Source organism: Pseudoalteromonas sp. TAE79 (genome assembly GCF_000498015.1).
Lineage (GTDB): Bacteria > Pseudomonadota > Gammaproteobacteria > Enterobacterales > Alteromonadaceae > Pseudoalteromonas.
Genome location: NZ_AUTL01000099.1, coordinates 1 through 17,038 on the forward strand (window position 1 = coordinate 1; position 17,038 = coordinate 17,038).

The window sequence follows — 17,038 nt, forward strand, 5'->3', positions numbered from 1 at the left end:
CTAAGGGATCCCCAAAAATAATTATTAAATTTCAATCACATCACTCACATCCATATTTTTCCAATCGAGTTGCACTACCACCTGTACGAAATAGGCTAGCCCTTCCAAGTAATCTCGCCGCCGCAGCTTAATGGACTGTTTTTTGAAGTATCGCAACCCAACAAATGCCCATGACACTACTCGCCTGTTTTTGCTTGAGTTAGCTTGAAAAGCCCCTGTCTTTCCTGCTTTGTCTATCACAGCACCCAGCATCATTGAGAACCAATGAGCCAATGTTGCGAGCAGTAAAAGTATGTCTAATCGATAGAGTTTGTTCGTTCTGTGCAGATCTGAGCCTAAGCCGAACCTAACACTTTTTTGGTCTCGAAACCCTGCCTCTATCTGCATTCTCATTCCATATAGCTTGAGCACCTTTTCGAGAAAGTGGTGTCTTTTTGGAAGAGAAGAAACGAGTAGCCAAGGCTCCTTATAACCGCGTTTTTTATCTCTTTTTAATAACTTATGTCCCTTGCCAACCAACACTGCATGAGTTTGATATTTTGCACTTTTGGTCAGCTCGGTCGCGCCAAGATACTGGCTCTTACGCTGATTGTTCTTGAATAGTGACTGGCATGGAATAAACTCATCGCTGTCCTGCGTTTTCAAATGTGCCGTACCACGAACCCGACTAATATAATGCCAGCCATTGTTCCGCACGGCTTTGAGCCAGGGGACTTTAAAGCCCGCATCCGTCACAATCACGGGGCGGCAATCACTCGGCAAGATCAGTTTGAGCATCTTTAAAAACCGTTTTTGCACTTTTGGGCAATGATATTGAAAGCTGAATGCACTTTCCTGATACAGGGTTAAAGAGCGACCTTCACTGACAATGCTGGCACGCAGAATACAGTATTTGGTTTGTGTATCAGCATGGCTCCAATCGACCAAAATGACGGGATGCTTTTCAGTGACCACAAAACGGGTTAAGCGAACATAAACCGATATCGATTCACGCAAAAGCTCATTGTTACTGAGTAGTCGGTCAATACGTTTAATATCATGTTTTTCAGTTGTTTTTGAATCCAAATTGCGGCCGATAGACGTCAAGGTGCATTGCTGACAGTGCAAAAGAGATTTAACGGCAGCGACTAGAGTATTAAATCTGGCTTTATGAATAGAGTTAGGGGTGACAGCGCGGAGCATATTGTGCAAAATAGTAGACGCATTCATGGTGTTTAGTTCTGTTGTTTTTAAGCGATTCATAAGATCACAAAACACCATGAATGTTCCCTCACTACCCACATTTTTTAATACTGTTAGTTCATTGATATGTAAAGGCTAATTCTGGGGATACTTTAGACTAACAGCACTTGAGCCAATACAGATGCTTTTAGAGGTTATGGAAGGGCTCATAACAAAGCAATATATTAAAGACAACACCGGGCACTTTTGGGGCTTGCACGAAACCCGCCCTTATATGATGCTGCGTGCGCATCGTGCAAAAATAAACGCGCTGCATGGTTATACCCAAAAAGCACAATCAGAACTCGAAGATCTATTAAAGCTAAACCCAAACGATAATCAAGCAAACCGCTTTTTATTAATGAACTGCCTAATCATAAACAAAGAGTGGGAGAAGTTAGACGCTCTATTAGCCGACTTTGATTTTCAAGAACTACACACAACAGCAAGCCTAGCGCTAAGTGCTTTTGTAAAGCATGGCGATTCAAAACCAGCTAACGATTACAAAAAAATGCTTAAACAACAGAGTAAACATTTTGTAAAAATACTCACCGGGCAAGAAAAACTTAAAGAACAGCCGCCATATTACAGCCCAGGCAGCAAAGAAGAGGTAGGTGTTTACCTTGATTCATTAGGTAAGCAGGCATGGATTTCGGTTCCGGCGAGTCTTTTTTGGTTAAGAAAAAAGTAGGTGAAAAACGTTTAGCGTGATTTATATCGCGCTAAACATAACGCAGATTCAATTTGAAGTGCATAACCGCTTTTTAAGTTTTTATTCAATAGTAGAAATTACGCTTGTTAAACGTGCAATATCAATGTCGCTTGTGCTTACAAAGCGCAGTGCTTGAAATAATAAATTTAAAGCCCGTCAATAAACACATAGCATTCAGAAGTCATCGTTAATCACCTGTGTTTTGTTTGTTTTACGCTGGCGTGCATTATAGCCACCCACATCGGAAGCAAGTTCATTTATTTCATCAAGTAAACTACCTTGAAGCTTCAGCACCACTAAAGCCTCAAATAAAATATCGCTTTTTACAACCTCATCTTGCTCTAGCTTTTGTACCGTAGAACGCGATACACCAATCATTTTGGCAAAGGTACTTTGAGTGTAATGGAGTGTTCGGTGTTGGCGAATTAAATCCCCCATTCGCTGAGCGATTTTTAATACTTGTTCAGATCTCATAAATGACTACCAATTAAATCATTAACCACTAAATGATTAGCTTAGCGGTATTTTGTTTTTTGCAAGTTTGTTTCTAGGCACAAAAGCACAGGGCAGGTTTTAGGTGAAAAATACTCAATGTTAGTGTTTATGAATGAAGGCGAGAGTTTACCTCGCGCAATTTTTTAATTTTAACCAGCGCGGCATAAAGCCCCGCCTACGCATAACCTAAACACCGAGCTTGGTTTGACTTGAACTTGCTGACGCGAAAAACGCAGCTTTTAATGTGTAGGCACGATTATGCACTCGGATTAATTTAAACGTGTTGTGTATTTTTTTAAATTTAGTAATAACAAAAGCTTGTACTTAATTGTTTAAAAGTTAAGGCTAAATTTACATAATTGTAAAAGCAGGCGCGTATTAATGATAACGGCGTAGTTTTTATTGGTTATATAACTAATAAGCCTATATTTATTTTTACCAATCAGGTAAATTGTTTTAAATGAATACTAACTTAATAATACGTTAGTTATTAACAGATAAGCCAAGGAGCGGTGTGTCTCGTGTCAAACTCCACACTTAGTTACTACAATCAAAACGCACAAAGCTTTAGTGATTCAACCTTAAATGTTGATATGTCAGTGCTGTATGCTGAGTTTTTGCCACACGTTACCGAACACGGCCATATTTTAGATGCCGGGTGCGGCAGTGCCCGCGATGCTGCTTACTTTAAACAACAGGGTTTTACTGTTAGCGCGTTTGATGCAAGCCCAGAACTTGCCGCAATAGCAAGCAGTTACTTACAGCAACCCGTCGACGTTAAAACCTTCCAGCAGCTAGATTGTGTTAATAAATACGATGCCATTTGGTGCTGCGCCAGTTTATTACACGTGCCAAAAGCTGAATTACCACAGGTATTTTTAAACCTACAAAATGCACTAAAACCAAACGGTGTTTTGTATGTATCGTTTAAATATGGCGACACAGAGCGTGTGCATAATGGTCGCGAATTTACCGATTTAAACGAAAATTCTTTAACGCATTTACTTAGCCATACGCAGTTAAAAGCCATTAAACAATGGCAAAGTGTTGACAAGCGACCAGAGCGCGAAAGTGAAGTGTGGCTAAATGCGCTTATTAAAGTAGTGCACGTTTTATGATTGGAGCAATGCAGCAACAGCTCGACTTTATTGCGTATATTCAGCGTTTATTAGTTGAAGGTGACTTTAGCGCTACTTATAAGTTTGCGCTTTTACATGCCATTGCTGATATTAGTATCGAAAAACATCACGCCGATCCGCAAGCACAGTTACAAATAAAATTTGATGAATTAGTCGATAAATTTATTACTTTATATTGGCACCAAGCATCGCCATTTGGCGCAATTGGTAATAATAGAGAGCAACTACTTTTACAAAATACCAACTCTAATAAACAAGCCAAGATTATAACTACGCTTCATGATGCAAAATTAAATAATATTAATTCTATTAGCCAATTAAAAAAGAGCCAAGATTGGAATAATATACGCAGTTCAACACTAAAAACCATTAAAGACGGCCCGCTGTGGCTATTACAAAAATTAAATGGCAAAGAAGAGTGTTTCTTGTATCCCCATATTAAAGGCCAATCATACATCACCTTAAATGAAGGCATTGCAGGCTGCTTTAGGCGTTTTTACGACTTAGTTGTTTATTTAGCAAAAAACGCATGGCTGCAAAAAATTCAAAGTATTAAGCATAACCAAGCCTTAATTGGCCCACAAAGCCAATTACACGAATTTTTATTCGGCTTTGATCGCAATGCACTGAGTAAGGCCAAGCCTGTGTTGATAGAGCTTCAGCGCGGCAATTGTTTTTATTGCAAAAAGCCGTTGAACAGTAAAACCGAGGTTGATCACTTTATTCCGTTTGCTCGCTACGCAAATGATTTAGGACATAACTTTGTGGCAGCACATAGCACCTGTAATAACAGTAAAAGTGACTTTTTAGCTGCGCAACTTCACCGCGAACGCTGGCAAGAACAAAATTTAGTGATTAATAGCCAGCATTTAACAACTGAACTTAGTGATTACTTTAATTGTGATTCAGATAAGTCACTTGCAGTAAGTAATTGGGCATATCAGGTAGCGCAGGTTAACAGTGCAAAGTTATGGGTAAAGAAAGGTTATTTTGAAGAAGCGGCTAGTTTTAAATATCAGCAGCCAAGTACAGGGCTGGATTTAGTAGCGGAAGAAAAGCCAAGGTATGACGTTTAATACAGAATTTGTAGTTTGTGCTGAAGGCGTGAGTTTATCTCGCGCTTTAACTTGTAGGCGCAGAGCTTGCTCGCGCGAAAAGCGAAGCTTTTAAATTTCGGTGTAATTAATGTGTAGGTGCGATTTTATATCGCGCTTATAAATTATTTTTTTGCCTTGAATTCAAGGGATTAAAAACCTCTATTCGAGGTTATATCGCGTTGGCGATGGCAACCAAAGGGCGGCATTTGAGATATATTTGACATTGTACGAGGTAATTCGTCCATGAAGCTGGGTTCCTGTCATCATCCATGCTTCCACTTCCTCGTGCTGCGAAGCTTCGCTTCGGTCACTCGTCACCCACGGCGCACCCGAGGATCACACTTTATCTTCAACTTACGTTAATGATGTGAACGTAACCAGCGTAGATAGGCCATCCATGGCCAAGCTACGCTTTGTACAGCATCCGTGCTGTAAATTACTCATCATTAACTAAGTTTCAGGTGTGATCACGGGGAATTGGCGTGTGTTGATGGATTGGTGTTTAATTTTTTGTAGATTGCTTAAAGTTTATAGACCTAATGCAAATGTATTAATATTTATCTCATTCAGACTGTCTTTTAGCCAAAGATTCATGTTAAATTTATTTTAGGGACAAATTTTACTAATTGTTTTAAAGCCATGGATCGGTTCATATAAACCTCCGATCCCCATATATTTAAGTGAAAGTCACTAAATCATATTTTTAAAACTCTATTTTTATTAATTTATTTATGGTGCGATTATGGATACAAAGTTAATTGACTGTGCAGTTAAGATTGCAGCCTGTGTTTGTGGTAAAGATGGAGTCATTTCCCATACTGAAGAACTCGCTATCTATGAATATGTGAATACGAGGTATGTTGAATATTCGCAAGAAAGGTTTAACGATACTTTGGATGAATTTTTTGATGAGAGCCATCAAATTGAGATGTATTTAAATTACATAACAGATATAAATTTTAAGGATTTTATTATTAACTTGTGTGAATTTAGTGCGGGTTCTGATGGTCTCGATATCAAAGAAAATATTGCATTAGAAAAAGTTAAAATCGTTTTAAGTGAGGGACTATGAGCTATTTTGCTGATGCTTCTCCAGATCCTAGGTCACATATTAAAACACTTATGCGTATTGGTTACACAATGCCCTCTGCAATATCAGATATTATTGACAACTCTCTCACAGCCAATGCATCCAATATAAGTATTTACTCATTACCAAGCCTTACTGAACCTAATATATCTATTCTAGATGATGGAGATGGAATGTCTCCACAAGAATTAATTCATAATATGAAAATAGGTTGTAAAGATCCTAGTGATGAAAGACTGAGAGGGGACTTAGGGCGATTTGGTTCTGGTATGAAAACAGCTAGTTTTTCACAAGCAAGAAGGCTAACTGTATTTTCTAAGCGTCAAGGTTATCCTATGTGCGCGGCTGTTTGGGATATTGATCAAATAGAGAAAGAAAATACTTGGTGTTTAGAAATTTTGGATGAAAATGAAATTTTGCAACATCCTCTATTATTGCTTAATAAAAAAATGATTCAGGGAACTCAGATTGTCTGGGAAAAATTAGCATGTCTAAATAAAACAAGTCATTCATTGGATACAGATACAGTTTTAGCTGCAGCATTAAGCGAATTAGATTCTTATATTTCTTTGCATTTTCACAAGTTTATGGAAGGCAAACAAAAGCGTAACTTCTTTATAAATAGTAAAGGGTTACATCCAATAGATCCATTTATGACGAAATCTCCAGGCTATCAAGAAGGGCGCTCAGAAAAGCTAAGGTGCAAAGGTGGATATATTGAAATTAATACTCACGTACTACCACACTTTAAAAGAATGGAGACTAAGCCACTTGAAAGGTTAGGAGGGGCTAATGGAATTGTACAAAATCAAGGCCTTTATATTTATCGTGAAAATAGATTAATTAACGCAGGCGGATGGCTTGGTTTGGCAAAAACCAGTCAATTAGGGGCTTTAGCAAGAGTTGAGGTAAATGTACCTTCTTCTTTAGATCAGGAATGGTCAACAGATGTAAAAAAAGCAAGTTTGCAGCTCCCTCCTAGAATTAAAAAAGAGCTAAGGAAGTTTCTTTCAGATCCAATAAAAAGATCTAAGCGAGTATATACATATCGTGGAAAACAAGACCAAGCTAATAAATATTGGGATATTCAAGAAAACGAAACAAACAAAGTCATCAGTTATCAGATTTCACCCGAGAATGAAATTTTAATGGAAATACTCGGTAATTTAGATAAAAGCCAAAAGTCACTATTTATTAATTATCTAGGCCTACTTGCAGAGAATTTGCCTCTTAATCATATTTACCAAAAAATGTCAGAATCTCCTAAAGATATAGTCCAAGAAAATGTAACTGACTACTTATTAGAATCAATAATGGATAAAGTATTTAAGGCCAACTTTAATGAATAAATCTTTTTTTAATAAATTAATAGCCCAAATTTCATCTAATTTAAAAATGGTTGAAGAGCTTGGTATTACCATAACTCCATCCTATATTGATATGAAAGTAGACGAAGTAATATTGCAATTTAAAGAAATTCCAAATTTTAAATATACTGAAGATGATTTGAAGTTACTCAAATTTAATCTGGAAAGTATGTTTAATATAAAAATAGGTGAAGGAACTATTAAACTATCTAGGCCAGACTTACCGTTATGGTTTGATAGTAAGAAATCTCAAATTGAATGGTCTCACTGGGAGGCCTATAGAGATATGCTTTTATCCCAGGCTAGAGCTATTGAAGTCATTGATGAAAATGAAAAAGTAATTGACTCAATATTGGATTATTCAGGCGATCCTACAACCCCTGGCAAATGGTCAAGTAAGGGGCTTGTGATGGGAAATGTACAATCAGGAAAAACCCAGAACTTTTTAGGTCTAATAAATAAGGCAATAGATTGTGGATATAAAACAATTATCGTCTTAGGTGGACACTTAAACGATTTAAGGAAGCAGACACAAGAAAGAATTGATGAAGGTGTGTTAGGTCGAGAATCTAAGCACTTAATTTTAGAGAACAGAGCTGTGGCTGCTCCTATTGGTGTTGGTATTTTTAATACAAAAAATACAATCCATACAGGAACTTCAACAATGAAAGATTTCAATAAATCTTCTGCAGAAAGTTTTGGCATAAAATTAAATGGCTCAGATCCTGTGATTTTTACAATTAAAAAGCATACCGGAGTTCTTGAAGGATTATATAACTATATTAAAGATGAGCACATGCTAGACCCTGAATCGGGTGTTATGTTGGATGGTCCAATCTTATTAATCGATGATGAAGCTGATTATGCTTCTATAAATACAAAGCATCATAAAGAAGAAGTAACAAAGACTAATGCTTGCATACGTAAATTACTATCATTGTTTAATAGAAATACCTATGTTGGTTATACTGCTACGCCATTTGCAAATATTTTTATTGATCCTGATGATACTTTTCATATGGAGCAGGATGATCTATTTCCTAGAGATTTCATGATAAAAATACCTGTACCGGATAATTACTTAGGTCAAGATTTCTTTTTTAAAAATGAGAGTTTTCAGGACATAGAGAATGAATTGGCTGAAGATAATATCTATTCCCCAGTTGTTATTATTAAAGATCACCAGCCAATATTCGAACTGAAAAGCAATCAAGATATTTCATTTTTACCAAAAAGTTTGAAAGAGGCTGTAAGGGCTTTTATTTTAAATGTTGCTATTAGAAGTATCCGAGGGGAAAGTACTTCACACAATACGATGCTTGTAAATGTTTCCCACTTAAAAGACCATCAGAATGATCTAGAGGACTTAATTGAAGATTATAGAAAAGAGATTTTTCAAAATTTAGATGTATATGCTCGACATGGAAAGCTCGCTTGCGGCAAGAACACTATTTTTTCTGATCTTGAGGATACATTTAATAACGTTTTCAATATTGAAGAAACATATGACGCAGTTTTCCCCAAATTAATTGAAGCGACTGGGAAAATAAATACTTGGGCGATAAATCAAAGTAATAAAAAATCAGATAACAGAGAGCTAGATTATTCAAAACATAAAGAGAATGGTTTGTCTGTAATAGTTATAGGCGGGCATAAATTATCAAGAGGACTAACCCTTGAAGGATTATCTATTTCCTACTTTTGCCGAAACTCTAAGGCGTACGATACGCTAATGCAAATGTGTAGATGGTTTGGCTACAGGCCGACCTATAAAGATCTTTGTAAAGTATATTTACCGCAAGAGTCTCAAAATTGGTACACATTTATAGGGGCATCGATAAGAGAGCTTTATCAAGAATTAGATTTAATGAGTCGCAGAGGTGAAAGACCAAGTGATTTTGGTTTAAAAGTTAGAGAACACCCAGGGGCTATGATTATAACTGCCAAAAATAAAATAGGTTTTGGTAAATCAGAAATAATTAAGCAAGATTTATGGGGGCAAATTCAGAGGCGTTTCAAGTTCAAAGAAAGTAAAGAAGTGAATAAAAAGAACATCCACTATGCAGAAAGCTTGATTAATAAACTTAGTATCAATAATAAATTAGATTTAAGTTTATCTGGTGAAAATAAACCTATTATATTCTCTGATGTTGAATATGAAGATGTAATCAATTTTATAATAAATGTAGATTTACCAGAAGATGATATTGGTAACGCAGCAATTATATCTCATTTGAAAAATATGAAAGATAAAGGTTTAAAACTACCAAAGGTTTGCATATTTAATCAAAGTAGTAGACGTACACCCCCATGGGAAAATTTACTTGATGAGTCAGACAAAGAATTTATTAATAATGAATATTTATTTGCAGGAAATAGCATAACTTTACCAAAAAGGGCAATGAATTTTAAAGATGGTAATTATTATATTCCAAGCGTTCAATTAGGTAACCCAGATGATGAAAAATATTTTTTAGAAAAACCTGAAATAGTAGCCAATTTAAATAGTAAAAAGGCCGTTAATTTTGATTATCTTTGTGCAGATGAAAGAGATTTCCCTGGATTAATTATTTATTTATTTGCTGTTACAAGTGTAAGTCCGTATCCATTTAAGAAAGATAAGAAAGCTAAAGTGAAATTAGCCCATGGACATTCTGCAACTTTAGGTTTTACTCTATCGATTCCAAGAATCGAAAAATTAAAAAATTTAACTGAGAAGGAGATAAAAGCGCTAAATAAATCGACGAAGCATGAATATAAAATAAATAAAATAAAAGGAAAACTTAGAGAAATCGCAGACTACGAAGATTATGATTATGAATAATTATAGCCATTTTTTTAATGATGATCCTTGGAAAGGAATAGAGATTGGTAGTTACCCTTCTGGGAGGAGGTTATATCTAAATGACAACCGATTTTGGGTTTCAATTGACGATCGTGGACGTCGCTTATTTTTCATTCATGAAGATGTAAAAATAAGTTGCAAAGTATTCGATAAATTAGCATCACTGAGAATAGAAGTAGATGATAGTTATGGTGATGCATCTAGGCTTTTGTGCACATTACTTGAAAGTGATAAAGAATCAGAAAAAAAGTTTTCAATAATAGCTAAAAATATAGCGTTTAGTACTAGTAATTATTTTGGCACTGAGCTGTTTTTGAAAGTTCAGTCAAAAATAAAAGGCTGGTCTAGTTTTTTAAAAGCAACAAGACAAGGCTTAACAACTGCCGAATATACAGGATTTATTGGTGAGCTATATTTTTTCAAACAATATTTATTAAACCAATTTACGTTTACTGATGCGATAAGGTTTTGGATAGGCCCTGAAGGAAAAAAACAAGATATAACATTGAATGGTACAGCAATAGAAATTAAAACCTCATTAGTAGGAGATGCGAGGACTATTCATATAAGTTCTTTACAGCAGCTAGAAAAAGTAACCTCTTCATTATTTTTACTACATTTAATAGCAATTCCGACATCAATCGAGTTTGGATTCTCCTTAAAGACTTTATACGAAAGTTGTTTAGAGTTGGTAAAAGGTGATGTTGGTAATGAGATTGCATTCTTAAGTAAAGTATCTTCGTTATATGGGCAAGCAAGTGAAGAGCAGCTTGATTCAACTGTCTCTATAACATCCGAAACGTTATATACGATTAATGACGGTTTTCCTAAGTTAACTAGCGACAATACTTCTGATGGTGTCATCAGTGCGAGTTATGAATTGTCTATTGCTGAGTTGAAAAAATTTGTTTCAGAGCAATCTATCAAGGAGGTAATAAAAAATGGATGATATTTTAGAATACAAAAATGAGTTATATAGCATTTCAAATATAGACGCCGATAAAAATTCAATTTTTCCAGAAGAAAGCTTTTTTGAGCATGTAAGCGAAATGCTTTCTGAGGCGGGTATAATGGATGATGTAGAATATTGTCCATACCGGAATACACGTAAAGGTATGCGATTAGATGGATATAGTTGGAACGCATTAGAAAAAACTATATGTGGGATAATCGTTAATTTTACAAATGAAAAAGATTACATAGAAACGCTTATTAACTCTCAAATTAAAGATATAAGTAAGAAAGTAACAAAATTCTTTGAAGGGAGTATTAATAAAGATTTTATAGAAAGTATGGAAGTGACAGATCCGGGGCGATACGCTGCGCAAGAAATAGGTCATTATATTGAAGATGCTCTCAAAATTAGAGTAGTTATTTTTACAGATCAAAAGCTTAGTGACAGAGTAAAAAAGCTATCAATTGGTGAAATATTAGGCAAGGAAACTTCGATAGAGATTTGGGATATTGAGCGATTAAAAGAGCTCTCATATTCAGATACCGACTCTGAAGAGTTTACTGTTGATATTAAAGCTCTAGGTGGAGAGTTAAAAGTATTGCCTGCTAATAATTTAGAAAATGGTGTAAGCACATATTTAGGTATTATGCCGGGAACTTTATTAAGTGATATATATGATGAGTTCGGACAAAGGTTACTAGAAAGTAACGTAAGAACCTTTCTTGATTTTAGAGCTGGTACTAACAAAGGTATGAGAAAGTCGCTTTTAACAGAGCCAGAAAGGTTTTTTGCATATAATAATGGCCTAACAGTAACAGCTACAAGTATTAAAACCGAAATTGTTGATGGTCAAACGGTAGTCACTGAGCTGGAGAATATGCAAATAGTTAATGGCGGGCAAACAACAGCTTCTATATATTTTTCACCTAAGGATAAAGGAAAGCTAAAGGGTGTAGATCGAGAGTATTCTTATGGTGACATAGATTTATCTAAAGTTTTTGTCCAAATGAAGTTAACAGTTGTAGGAGAAAAAGAAACAGCCGATATTCTAAAAAGTAATATTGCTACGTTTGCTAATTCACAAAACTCAATTCAACAATCTGATTTAGTTTCAAATCATCCTTTCCATATAAATCTTGAGAATCGCTCACGTAAACAGCTAATGCCAGCTGGTAAAACTGGTTTTCCTACTAAATGGTTTTATGAAAGAGCCAGAGGGCAATATTCAACTCAGTTGCGTGCTATGAGTACTAGTCGTAGTAACAAGTTCATTGCAGAATATCCGAAGGATCAAGTCTTTACGAAAACCGATATGGCTAAATATGAAAATACTTGGAGAATGAAGCCCTATGAAGTGAAGCGTGGAGCGCAGGCTAACTTGAAATTATTAGGGCAGGCAATTCTTAAAGAATTTGAGAATAATGAAGATGACTTTGGTGCTGTGTTTTTTAATGATTTGGTTTCTAAAATGATTCTTTTTAGAAATGCTGACTATGCAATTCCAAGATCAGATTGGTACAAAGAGGAGAAGGGACTAAAAGCAGAAGTTGTAACTTATACCTTAGCTCTATTAAGGTATAACTTAAGAAAACAAGGGAAAGATATTAGTTTAAAAAGAATATACAATAATCAAGTTGTTAGCCCTAGTTTATTAAGTTTTATAGTTGATTTAGCTTATAAAGTTAGAAATTGTATTACTGATCCTAATTTTAGAAATGGTGTTGTTAATCCATCTGAGTTTTGTAAGTCAGAGAAGGGTTGGTTGAAATTCCAAGAATTAGAAATTGACTGTAGTTTAATCGATCCAAGTGATTTATTAGATGAAAAACAGTTAAATGATATTCTAAAAGAAAATAATGAAGTTAAAGATACTTCAAAATCAATTTCAGACTTTGAATATGTTATGGGAGTTACAAGTGCAGAATGGCAAAGTATATCTGATTATTACTCAGCAACTTACCCAGCTACGCATAAAAATGTAGGGATTCCTTTAAAGTGTGTAGCCCTTCACTTATACAACAAAGTACCTTCTGATAAACAGATGAAAATGGCGGTTGAAGTTAGAAAAGCTGCTTATATATCAGGTTTCGATTTTGTTTAAATTAATTTAATAATTATTTCACCAATTTGCTGTGCCAAATATGGCGGCACAGCATTTCCTACCTGTATATACTGGTTAGTTCTAGTCCCTTCAAAAATATAATTATCAGGAAACGTTTGTAAGCGAGCGGCTTCACGTACGCTTAAACTTCTACATTGTTGCGGATCGTAATGTACGAAGTAGTGACCATCCTTTGAAATATGACTCGTAACGGTAGTCGCATATTTATTGGCAACTTGAACTCTAAAACGGTCAGCGTGTGTTCCTGTATCCCAATTTGCATGGGCTGGAGCTAATTCTTTAGGGAAGTGACGTGATTTAGGCGATGAACCCTCTATCTGTGCATAAGCCGCACAGTATGCGTAGCGAAGTAAATCATCGACCATATGCCCTCTGGTTTCATGGTTTAGCACTACGTTTAAATTAGGGTCTATATACCAAGCTTTTAATGACTCTGGCATAGCTGGAGTTTTGTCGCTTAATGCCGTTTCTATTCTAGACAAACCGATTTTTGGTTTGAGATTTAAGCTATTTGCTGATTCTGGGTCAAATTGTTTTTTCAGAATCCGCTTTAACTTAGCTGCATTTTTAGTAACAGCTGTTTCCCAATCTTTTGCATTGTCTTTTTGTTTAGAAAAACCACTGCGTAAATTTGGTAAGTCACTAATAGCCTGTTCTACAGTAACTTGATGTTCGCATAGTTTTAATGTTTCTGGAGTTGCTTTAATATCCTCACGTACACCAAGTAAAATCACACGATGCCTTGCTTGAGGTATACCGTATTGTTCACAGCGGATTAAGAAATCGGCAGAGTCTTTGTATTGTGGGTCTTCTGGTTTCTCCGCATCAACTACTAATGAGTAGATTTTATATTTTGGAATCTTTTTATGCTTGGTTACTGAGCCAGGGCTGCGCAAATCTTCTAATATTTGTGGAAACATTACTTGGCCATTTACTTTTGCCGTAAGTATTCCTCTTACATTTTCCATTACAAAAATATCAGGCTTCGCTAGGCAAATTACTTCTAAGTATTCTTTATATAAAAAGTGGCGAGTATCCTCTTCTGCAATGTAACTTTTGTTCCCAGCATTTCGAGAGCGTCCTGCAAGTGAATAAGCTTGGCATGGAGGTCCACCAATTAGTACTTTTGGTCCTTTATGCTCTTTTACAAGCTCTTTAATACGCTTATGAATAAGCTTATTATCTTTGCCTAGTTCTTTAGCACCATTGAGAGTTTCTTGATTGGCTTCTGTTGCAATATCGGGGTGAAGTTCAAACAACTCATCACGTGTAATTTTTCCATGCAGATAATTATAATAATTATTTAATGGCTGAGACTTTGCTTTGAGTGAGCGAAAGAAAGCACGAGTAGTAAGAGTTTTATGGGCATGGAAATCTTTTTCAACAGAAATACCTATTTGAAAAGGCGATTTACCATCTGAGGTTTGGGCTGCTGAAATCCCTTCGCCAAGACCACCCGGGCCTGCGAATAAATCTATAACAAGAATTTCACCGTTTTCCATAACTTTACTACTAAATAATTTAATGACATAGGATGATACCAGGCTTATACATGGTCTTAAAGTTTTAAATAGTAGCACTACTACTAATAGAACAAATTAGCAGCACTAATCTAAATTTAAAGGTATTAGCCAAGGTATTCTCCCCGTGATCACACCCGAAATTAAATTAATGATGAGTAATTAACAGCATGGATGCAGTTAAAAGCGTAGCTTGGCCAAGGATGGCCTATCTAAGCTGGTTACGTTCATATCATTAATTTAAATTGAGGAATTAGTGTGATCCTCGGGGCGCCGAGAGATTCCAAAGAGAAGTCGGCGGTTACTTCTCTTTGGTTGCCATCGCCAATGCGATATTTGTAAATTCAATTTAAAAGCTTCGCTTTTCGCGCGAGCAAGCTGAGCGCCTACAGCAAATTTTAAGAACGCTGCTAAGAAAGTTCTCCCGTGATCACACCCGAAATTTAATTAATGATGGGTAATTAACAGCATGGATGCTGTTAAAAGCGTAGCTTGGCCATGGATGGCCTATCTACGCTGGTTACGTTCATACCATTAATTTAAATTGAGGCGATAATGTGATCCTCGGGGCGCCGAGAGATTCCAAAGAGAAGTCGGCGGTTACTTCTCTTTGGTTGCCATCGCCAATGCGATATTTGTAAATTATTTTAAAAGCTACGCTTTTCGCGCGAGCAAGTTGAGCGCCTACAGTAAATTTTAAAGCCGCTGCTAAGGCAATTTCCCCTTCAACTTCACCTGCAAACACATAATTAATAAGTAATTACCTCGCATGGATTCGAGGAAAGCGATGCTTGCACATGGATGTGCGTTCATCGCGTTTACGTTCATATTAATTTAGTGTTTAAAGATAAGTGAAATTGAGGGGCGCCGAGAGATTCCAAAGAGAAGTCGGCGGTTACTTCTCTTTGGTTGCCATCGCCAACGCGATATAAGTAAATTACTTTAAAGCTACGCTTTTCGCGCGAGCAAGCTGAGCGCCTACAGCCAATTTTAAGGCCGCTGCTAAGGAATTTCCTCCTTCAACTTCACCTTAGAACACATAATTAATGAGTAATTACCTCGCATGGCGGAATTTTGTTCCCGACAAATTCCAAGTACCTAAATCCCTTTAGGCAATGCGAGGAAAGCGATGCTTGCACATGGATGTGCTTTCATCGCGTTTACGTTCATATCTTTAATTTGAATTGAGGAAATAATGTGATCCTCGGGGTGCCGTGGGTGACGAATGACCAAAGCGTAGCTTTGCAGCTTGAGGAAGTGGAAGCATGGATGCTGACAGGAACCCGGCTTCAGGGATGAATTATTAGCAGCAGAGCTTATTTGAAGAAGACCGCCCCTTGGTTGCCATCGCCAACGCGATATAAGTAAATTATTTTAAAAGCTACGCTTTTCGCGCGAGCAAGCTGAGCGCCTACAGGTGTTTAGGTGGGCTTTGTAATGTGGGTTTGAATGATGCGACATGTACCTGTTTTTAAGGTATAAAGTAAACATTGTGATTATAGGAACTCATCATGGATGATTTATTAAACCAAGGTTTAAGCCTTTTATTTGTTATTGGTAGTGTTTATTCGCTATTAGGTGTTTTGTTTTTCAAAATATGGCTTCATCAGAAGAATGCTAAATTACCTGTAGATCGTAAAAAGCTTAAACGTGTTGCAGCGCAGACACTTAATGAACAAGTTAATGATAAAGTTTTAGATGTAATTGGCTTAGTCTTCTTGTCTGCTTTGATAGTCACAATGCCTTTTGCTATTAAAGGCATTGCTGAAATGTTTGCCAGCGGCAAGTTTAATTACTTCTTAATTATTGCGATTGCACTGGGTTTAATCTATGTAGCACGAAAGCTTTGGGTTAAATCTAATCACTTAATAAAGTTAAAACTTGGGCGTGATGCAGAACTAGCCGTTGCCTCTGAGCTTATAGAATTACAGTCACACGGATACCAAGTATTTCATGATATACAAGCAGATGGTTTTAATATTGATCATTTGGTTGTTGGGCCAAATGGGATATTTGCTATTGAAACCAAAGGCAGACATAAACGAATAAAAGACGATACAAATTACAGAGTTAAATTTGAGAATAACCATTTAGCATTTCCTTCTTGGTTTGAAAGTAAGCCGCTAGAGCAAGCCCAAAATCAAGCTAATTGGGTGAATAAATGGCTACGAGAGGCAACGGGTTTTAACACCCAAGTTTTGCCTGTTTTATGCTTTCCTGGTTGGTTTGTTGAGCTAAAGCAGAGACCAATCTTTCCAATCGTTTCTCATAAACAAATAGTTAAAACTATCCTTTCAATACGACAAGTTAGCTTAGAGCAAGAGCAGCAGCGTGCTATTTGCTATCAAGTGGTGCAGCGAGCCTTAAACGATAGTAAGGCAATTTAAAAGCTACGCTTTTAGCGCGAGCAAGCTGGGCGCCTACAGGTGTTTAGCTTGGCTATTAAGCTCAAAATGTCATTAACTTCCCATAAGT

Annotated in this window: 12 protein-coding genes; 9 read left to right on the top strand and 3 right to left on the bottom strand. The window is 36.3% G+C overall.

The genetic code is table 11. The annotated features are described in order from the left end of the window. Window positions 1-24: 24 nt before the first annotated feature. On the bottom strand, window positions 25-1,242 hold the full coding sequence (locus L655_RS0105130) for an IS4 family transposase (RefSeq protein ID WP_125825536.1): 1,218 nt from the start codon (window positions 1,240-1,242) through the stop codon (window positions 25-27). 121 nt (window positions 1,243-1,363) lie between these two features. On the opposite strand from L655_RS0105130, the gene L655_RS0105135 reads away from it, so the two are divergent. After that, on the top strand, window positions 1,364-1,912 hold the full coding sequence (locus tag L655_RS0105135; protein ID WP_024604316.1) for a hypothetical protein: 549 nt from the start codon (window positions 1,364-1,366) through the stop codon (window positions 1,910-1,912). A 195-nt stretch (window positions 1,913-2,107) separates the two neighbouring features. Here L655_RS0105135 and L655_RS0105145 read toward each other — a convergent pair whose 3' ends face one another. Continuing rightward, on the bottom strand, window positions 2,108-2,407 hold the full coding sequence (locus L655_RS0105145) for a helix-turn-helix transcriptional regulator (RefSeq protein WP_024604317.1): 300 nt from the start codon (window positions 2,405-2,407) through the stop codon (window positions 2,108-2,110). Between the two features lie 542 nt (window positions 2,408-2,949). On the opposite strand from L655_RS0105145, the gene L655_RS0105150 reads away from it, so the two are divergent. The 7 genes from L655_RS0105150 (at window position 2,950) to L655_RS0105180 (ending at window position 13,022) form a co-directional block, all read left to right on the top strand. Continuing rightward, entirely contained in the window at window positions 2,950-3,546 is a 597-nt protein-coding gene (locus tag L655_RS0105150; RefSeq protein ID WP_024604318.1) for a class I SAM-dependent methyltransferase, read from the top strand. After that, window positions 3,543-4,643 (top strand): HNH endonuclease, encoded by a 1,101-nt coding sequence (locus L655_RS0105155; RefSeq protein ID WP_024604319.1) that lies wholly within the window; start codon window positions 3,543-3,545, stop codon window positions 4,641-4,643. Before L655_RS0105150 ends, L655_RS0105155 begins: the two co-directional genes overlap by 4 nt. A gap of 763 nt (window positions 4,644-5,406) precedes the next feature. After that, window positions 5,407-5,736, top strand: coding sequence for a hypothetical protein (locus tag L655_RS0105160; protein ID WP_024604320.1), 330 nt, complete (start codon window positions 5,407-5,409; stop codon window positions 5,734-5,736). Then, window positions 5,733-7,103 carry an ATP-binding protein gene (locus L655_RS0105165; protein ID WP_024604321.1) on the top strand — a complete coding sequence of 457 codons (1,371 nt, stop codon included), beginning with the start codon at window positions 5,733-5,735 and terminating at the stop codon, window positions 7,101-7,103. The genes L655_RS0105160 and L655_RS0105165 overlap by 4 nt, the downstream gene beginning before the upstream one ends. Further along, entirely contained in the window at window positions 7,096-9,945 is a 2,850-nt protein-coding gene (locus L655_RS1000000126225; RefSeq protein ID WP_024604322.1) for a Z1 domain-containing protein, read from the top strand. The genes L655_RS0105165 and L655_RS1000000126225 overlap by 8 nt, the downstream gene beginning before the upstream one ends. Next, entirely contained in the window at window positions 9,938-10,915 is a 978-nt protein-coding gene (locus L655_RS0105175) for a PD-(D/E)XK motif protein (RefSeq protein ID WP_158000939.1), read from the top strand. Before L655_RS1000000126225 ends, L655_RS0105175 begins: the two co-directional genes overlap by 8 nt. Continuing rightward, the gene (locus L655_RS0105180; RefSeq protein WP_029751609.1) at window positions 10,908-13,022 is read left to right on the top strand and encodes an AIPR family protein; all 2,115 of its coding nucleotides are present in this window, start codon (window positions 10,908-10,910) and stop codon (window positions 13,020-13,022) included. Before L655_RS0105175 ends, L655_RS0105180 begins: the two co-directional genes overlap by 8 nt. Here the strand turns inward: L655_RS0105180 and L655_RS0105185 are convergent. Beyond that, window positions 13,019-14,545, bottom strand: a complete 1,527-nt coding sequence (locus L655_RS0105185; RefSeq protein ID WP_029751610.1) for a DNA cytosine methyltransferase — start codon at window positions 14,543-14,545, stop codon at window positions 13,019-13,021. The two genes, L655_RS0105180 and L655_RS0105185, sit on opposite strands and share 4 nt — an antisense overlap. 1,529 nt (window positions 14,546-16,074) lie before the next feature. Here L655_RS0105185 and L655_RS0105200 point away from each other — a divergent pair. Beyond that, window positions 16,075-16,950 (top strand): nuclease-related domain-containing protein, encoded by an 876-nt coding sequence (locus L655_RS0105200; protein WP_024604325.1) that lies wholly within the window; start codon window positions 16,075-16,077, stop codon window positions 16,948-16,950. Window positions 16,951-17,038 lie beyond the last annotated feature (88 nt).

What these genes read in the sequence shown, in the direction of transcription:
- L655_RS0105160 (WP_024604320.1), top strand. Translation starts at nt 5,407, where the DNA reads ATGGATACAAAGTTAATTGACTGTGCAGTTAAGATTGCAGCCTGTGTT.
- L655_RS0105200 (WP_024604325.1), top strand. Translation starts at nt 16,075, where the DNA reads ATGGATGATTTATTAAACCAAGGTTTAAGCCTTTTATTTGTTATTGGT.
- L655_RS0105155 (WP_024604319.1), top strand. Translation starts at nt 3,543, where the DNA reads ATGATTGGAGCAATGCAGCAACAGCTCGACTTTATTGCGTATATTCAG.
- L655_RS0105185 (WP_029751610.1), bottom strand. Translation starts at nt 14,545, where the DNA reads ATGGAAAACGGTGAAATTCTTGTTATAGATTTATTCGCAGGCCCGGGT.
- L655_RS0105165 (WP_024604321.1), top strand. Translation starts at nt 5,733, where the DNA reads ATGAGCTATTTTGCTGATGCTTCTCCAGATCCTAGGTCACATATTAAA.
- L655_RS0105135 (WP_024604316.1), top strand. Translation starts at nt 1,364, where the DNA reads ATGCTTTTAGAGGTTATGGAAGGGCTCATAACAAAGCAATATATTAAA.
- L655_RS0105130 (WP_125825536.1), bottom strand. Translation starts at nt 1,242, where the DNA reads ATGAATCGCTTAAAAACAACAGAACTAAACACCATGAATGCGTCTACT.
- L655_RS1000000126225 (WP_024604322.1), top strand. Translation starts at nt 7,096, where the DNA reads ATGAATAAATCTTTTTTTAATAAATTAATAGCCCAAATTTCATCTAAT.
- L655_RS0105180 (WP_029751609.1), top strand. Translation starts at nt 10,908, where the DNA reads ATGGATGATATTTTAGAATACAAAAATGAGTTATATAGCATTTCAAAT.
- L655_RS0105175 (WP_158000939.1), top strand. Translation starts at nt 9,938, where the DNA reads ATGAATAATTATAGCCATTTTTTTAATGATGATCCTTGGAAAGGAATA.
- L655_RS0105145 (WP_024604317.1), bottom strand. Translation starts at nt 2,407, where the DNA reads ATGAGATCTGAACAAGTATTAAAAATCGCTCAGCGAATGGGGGATTTA.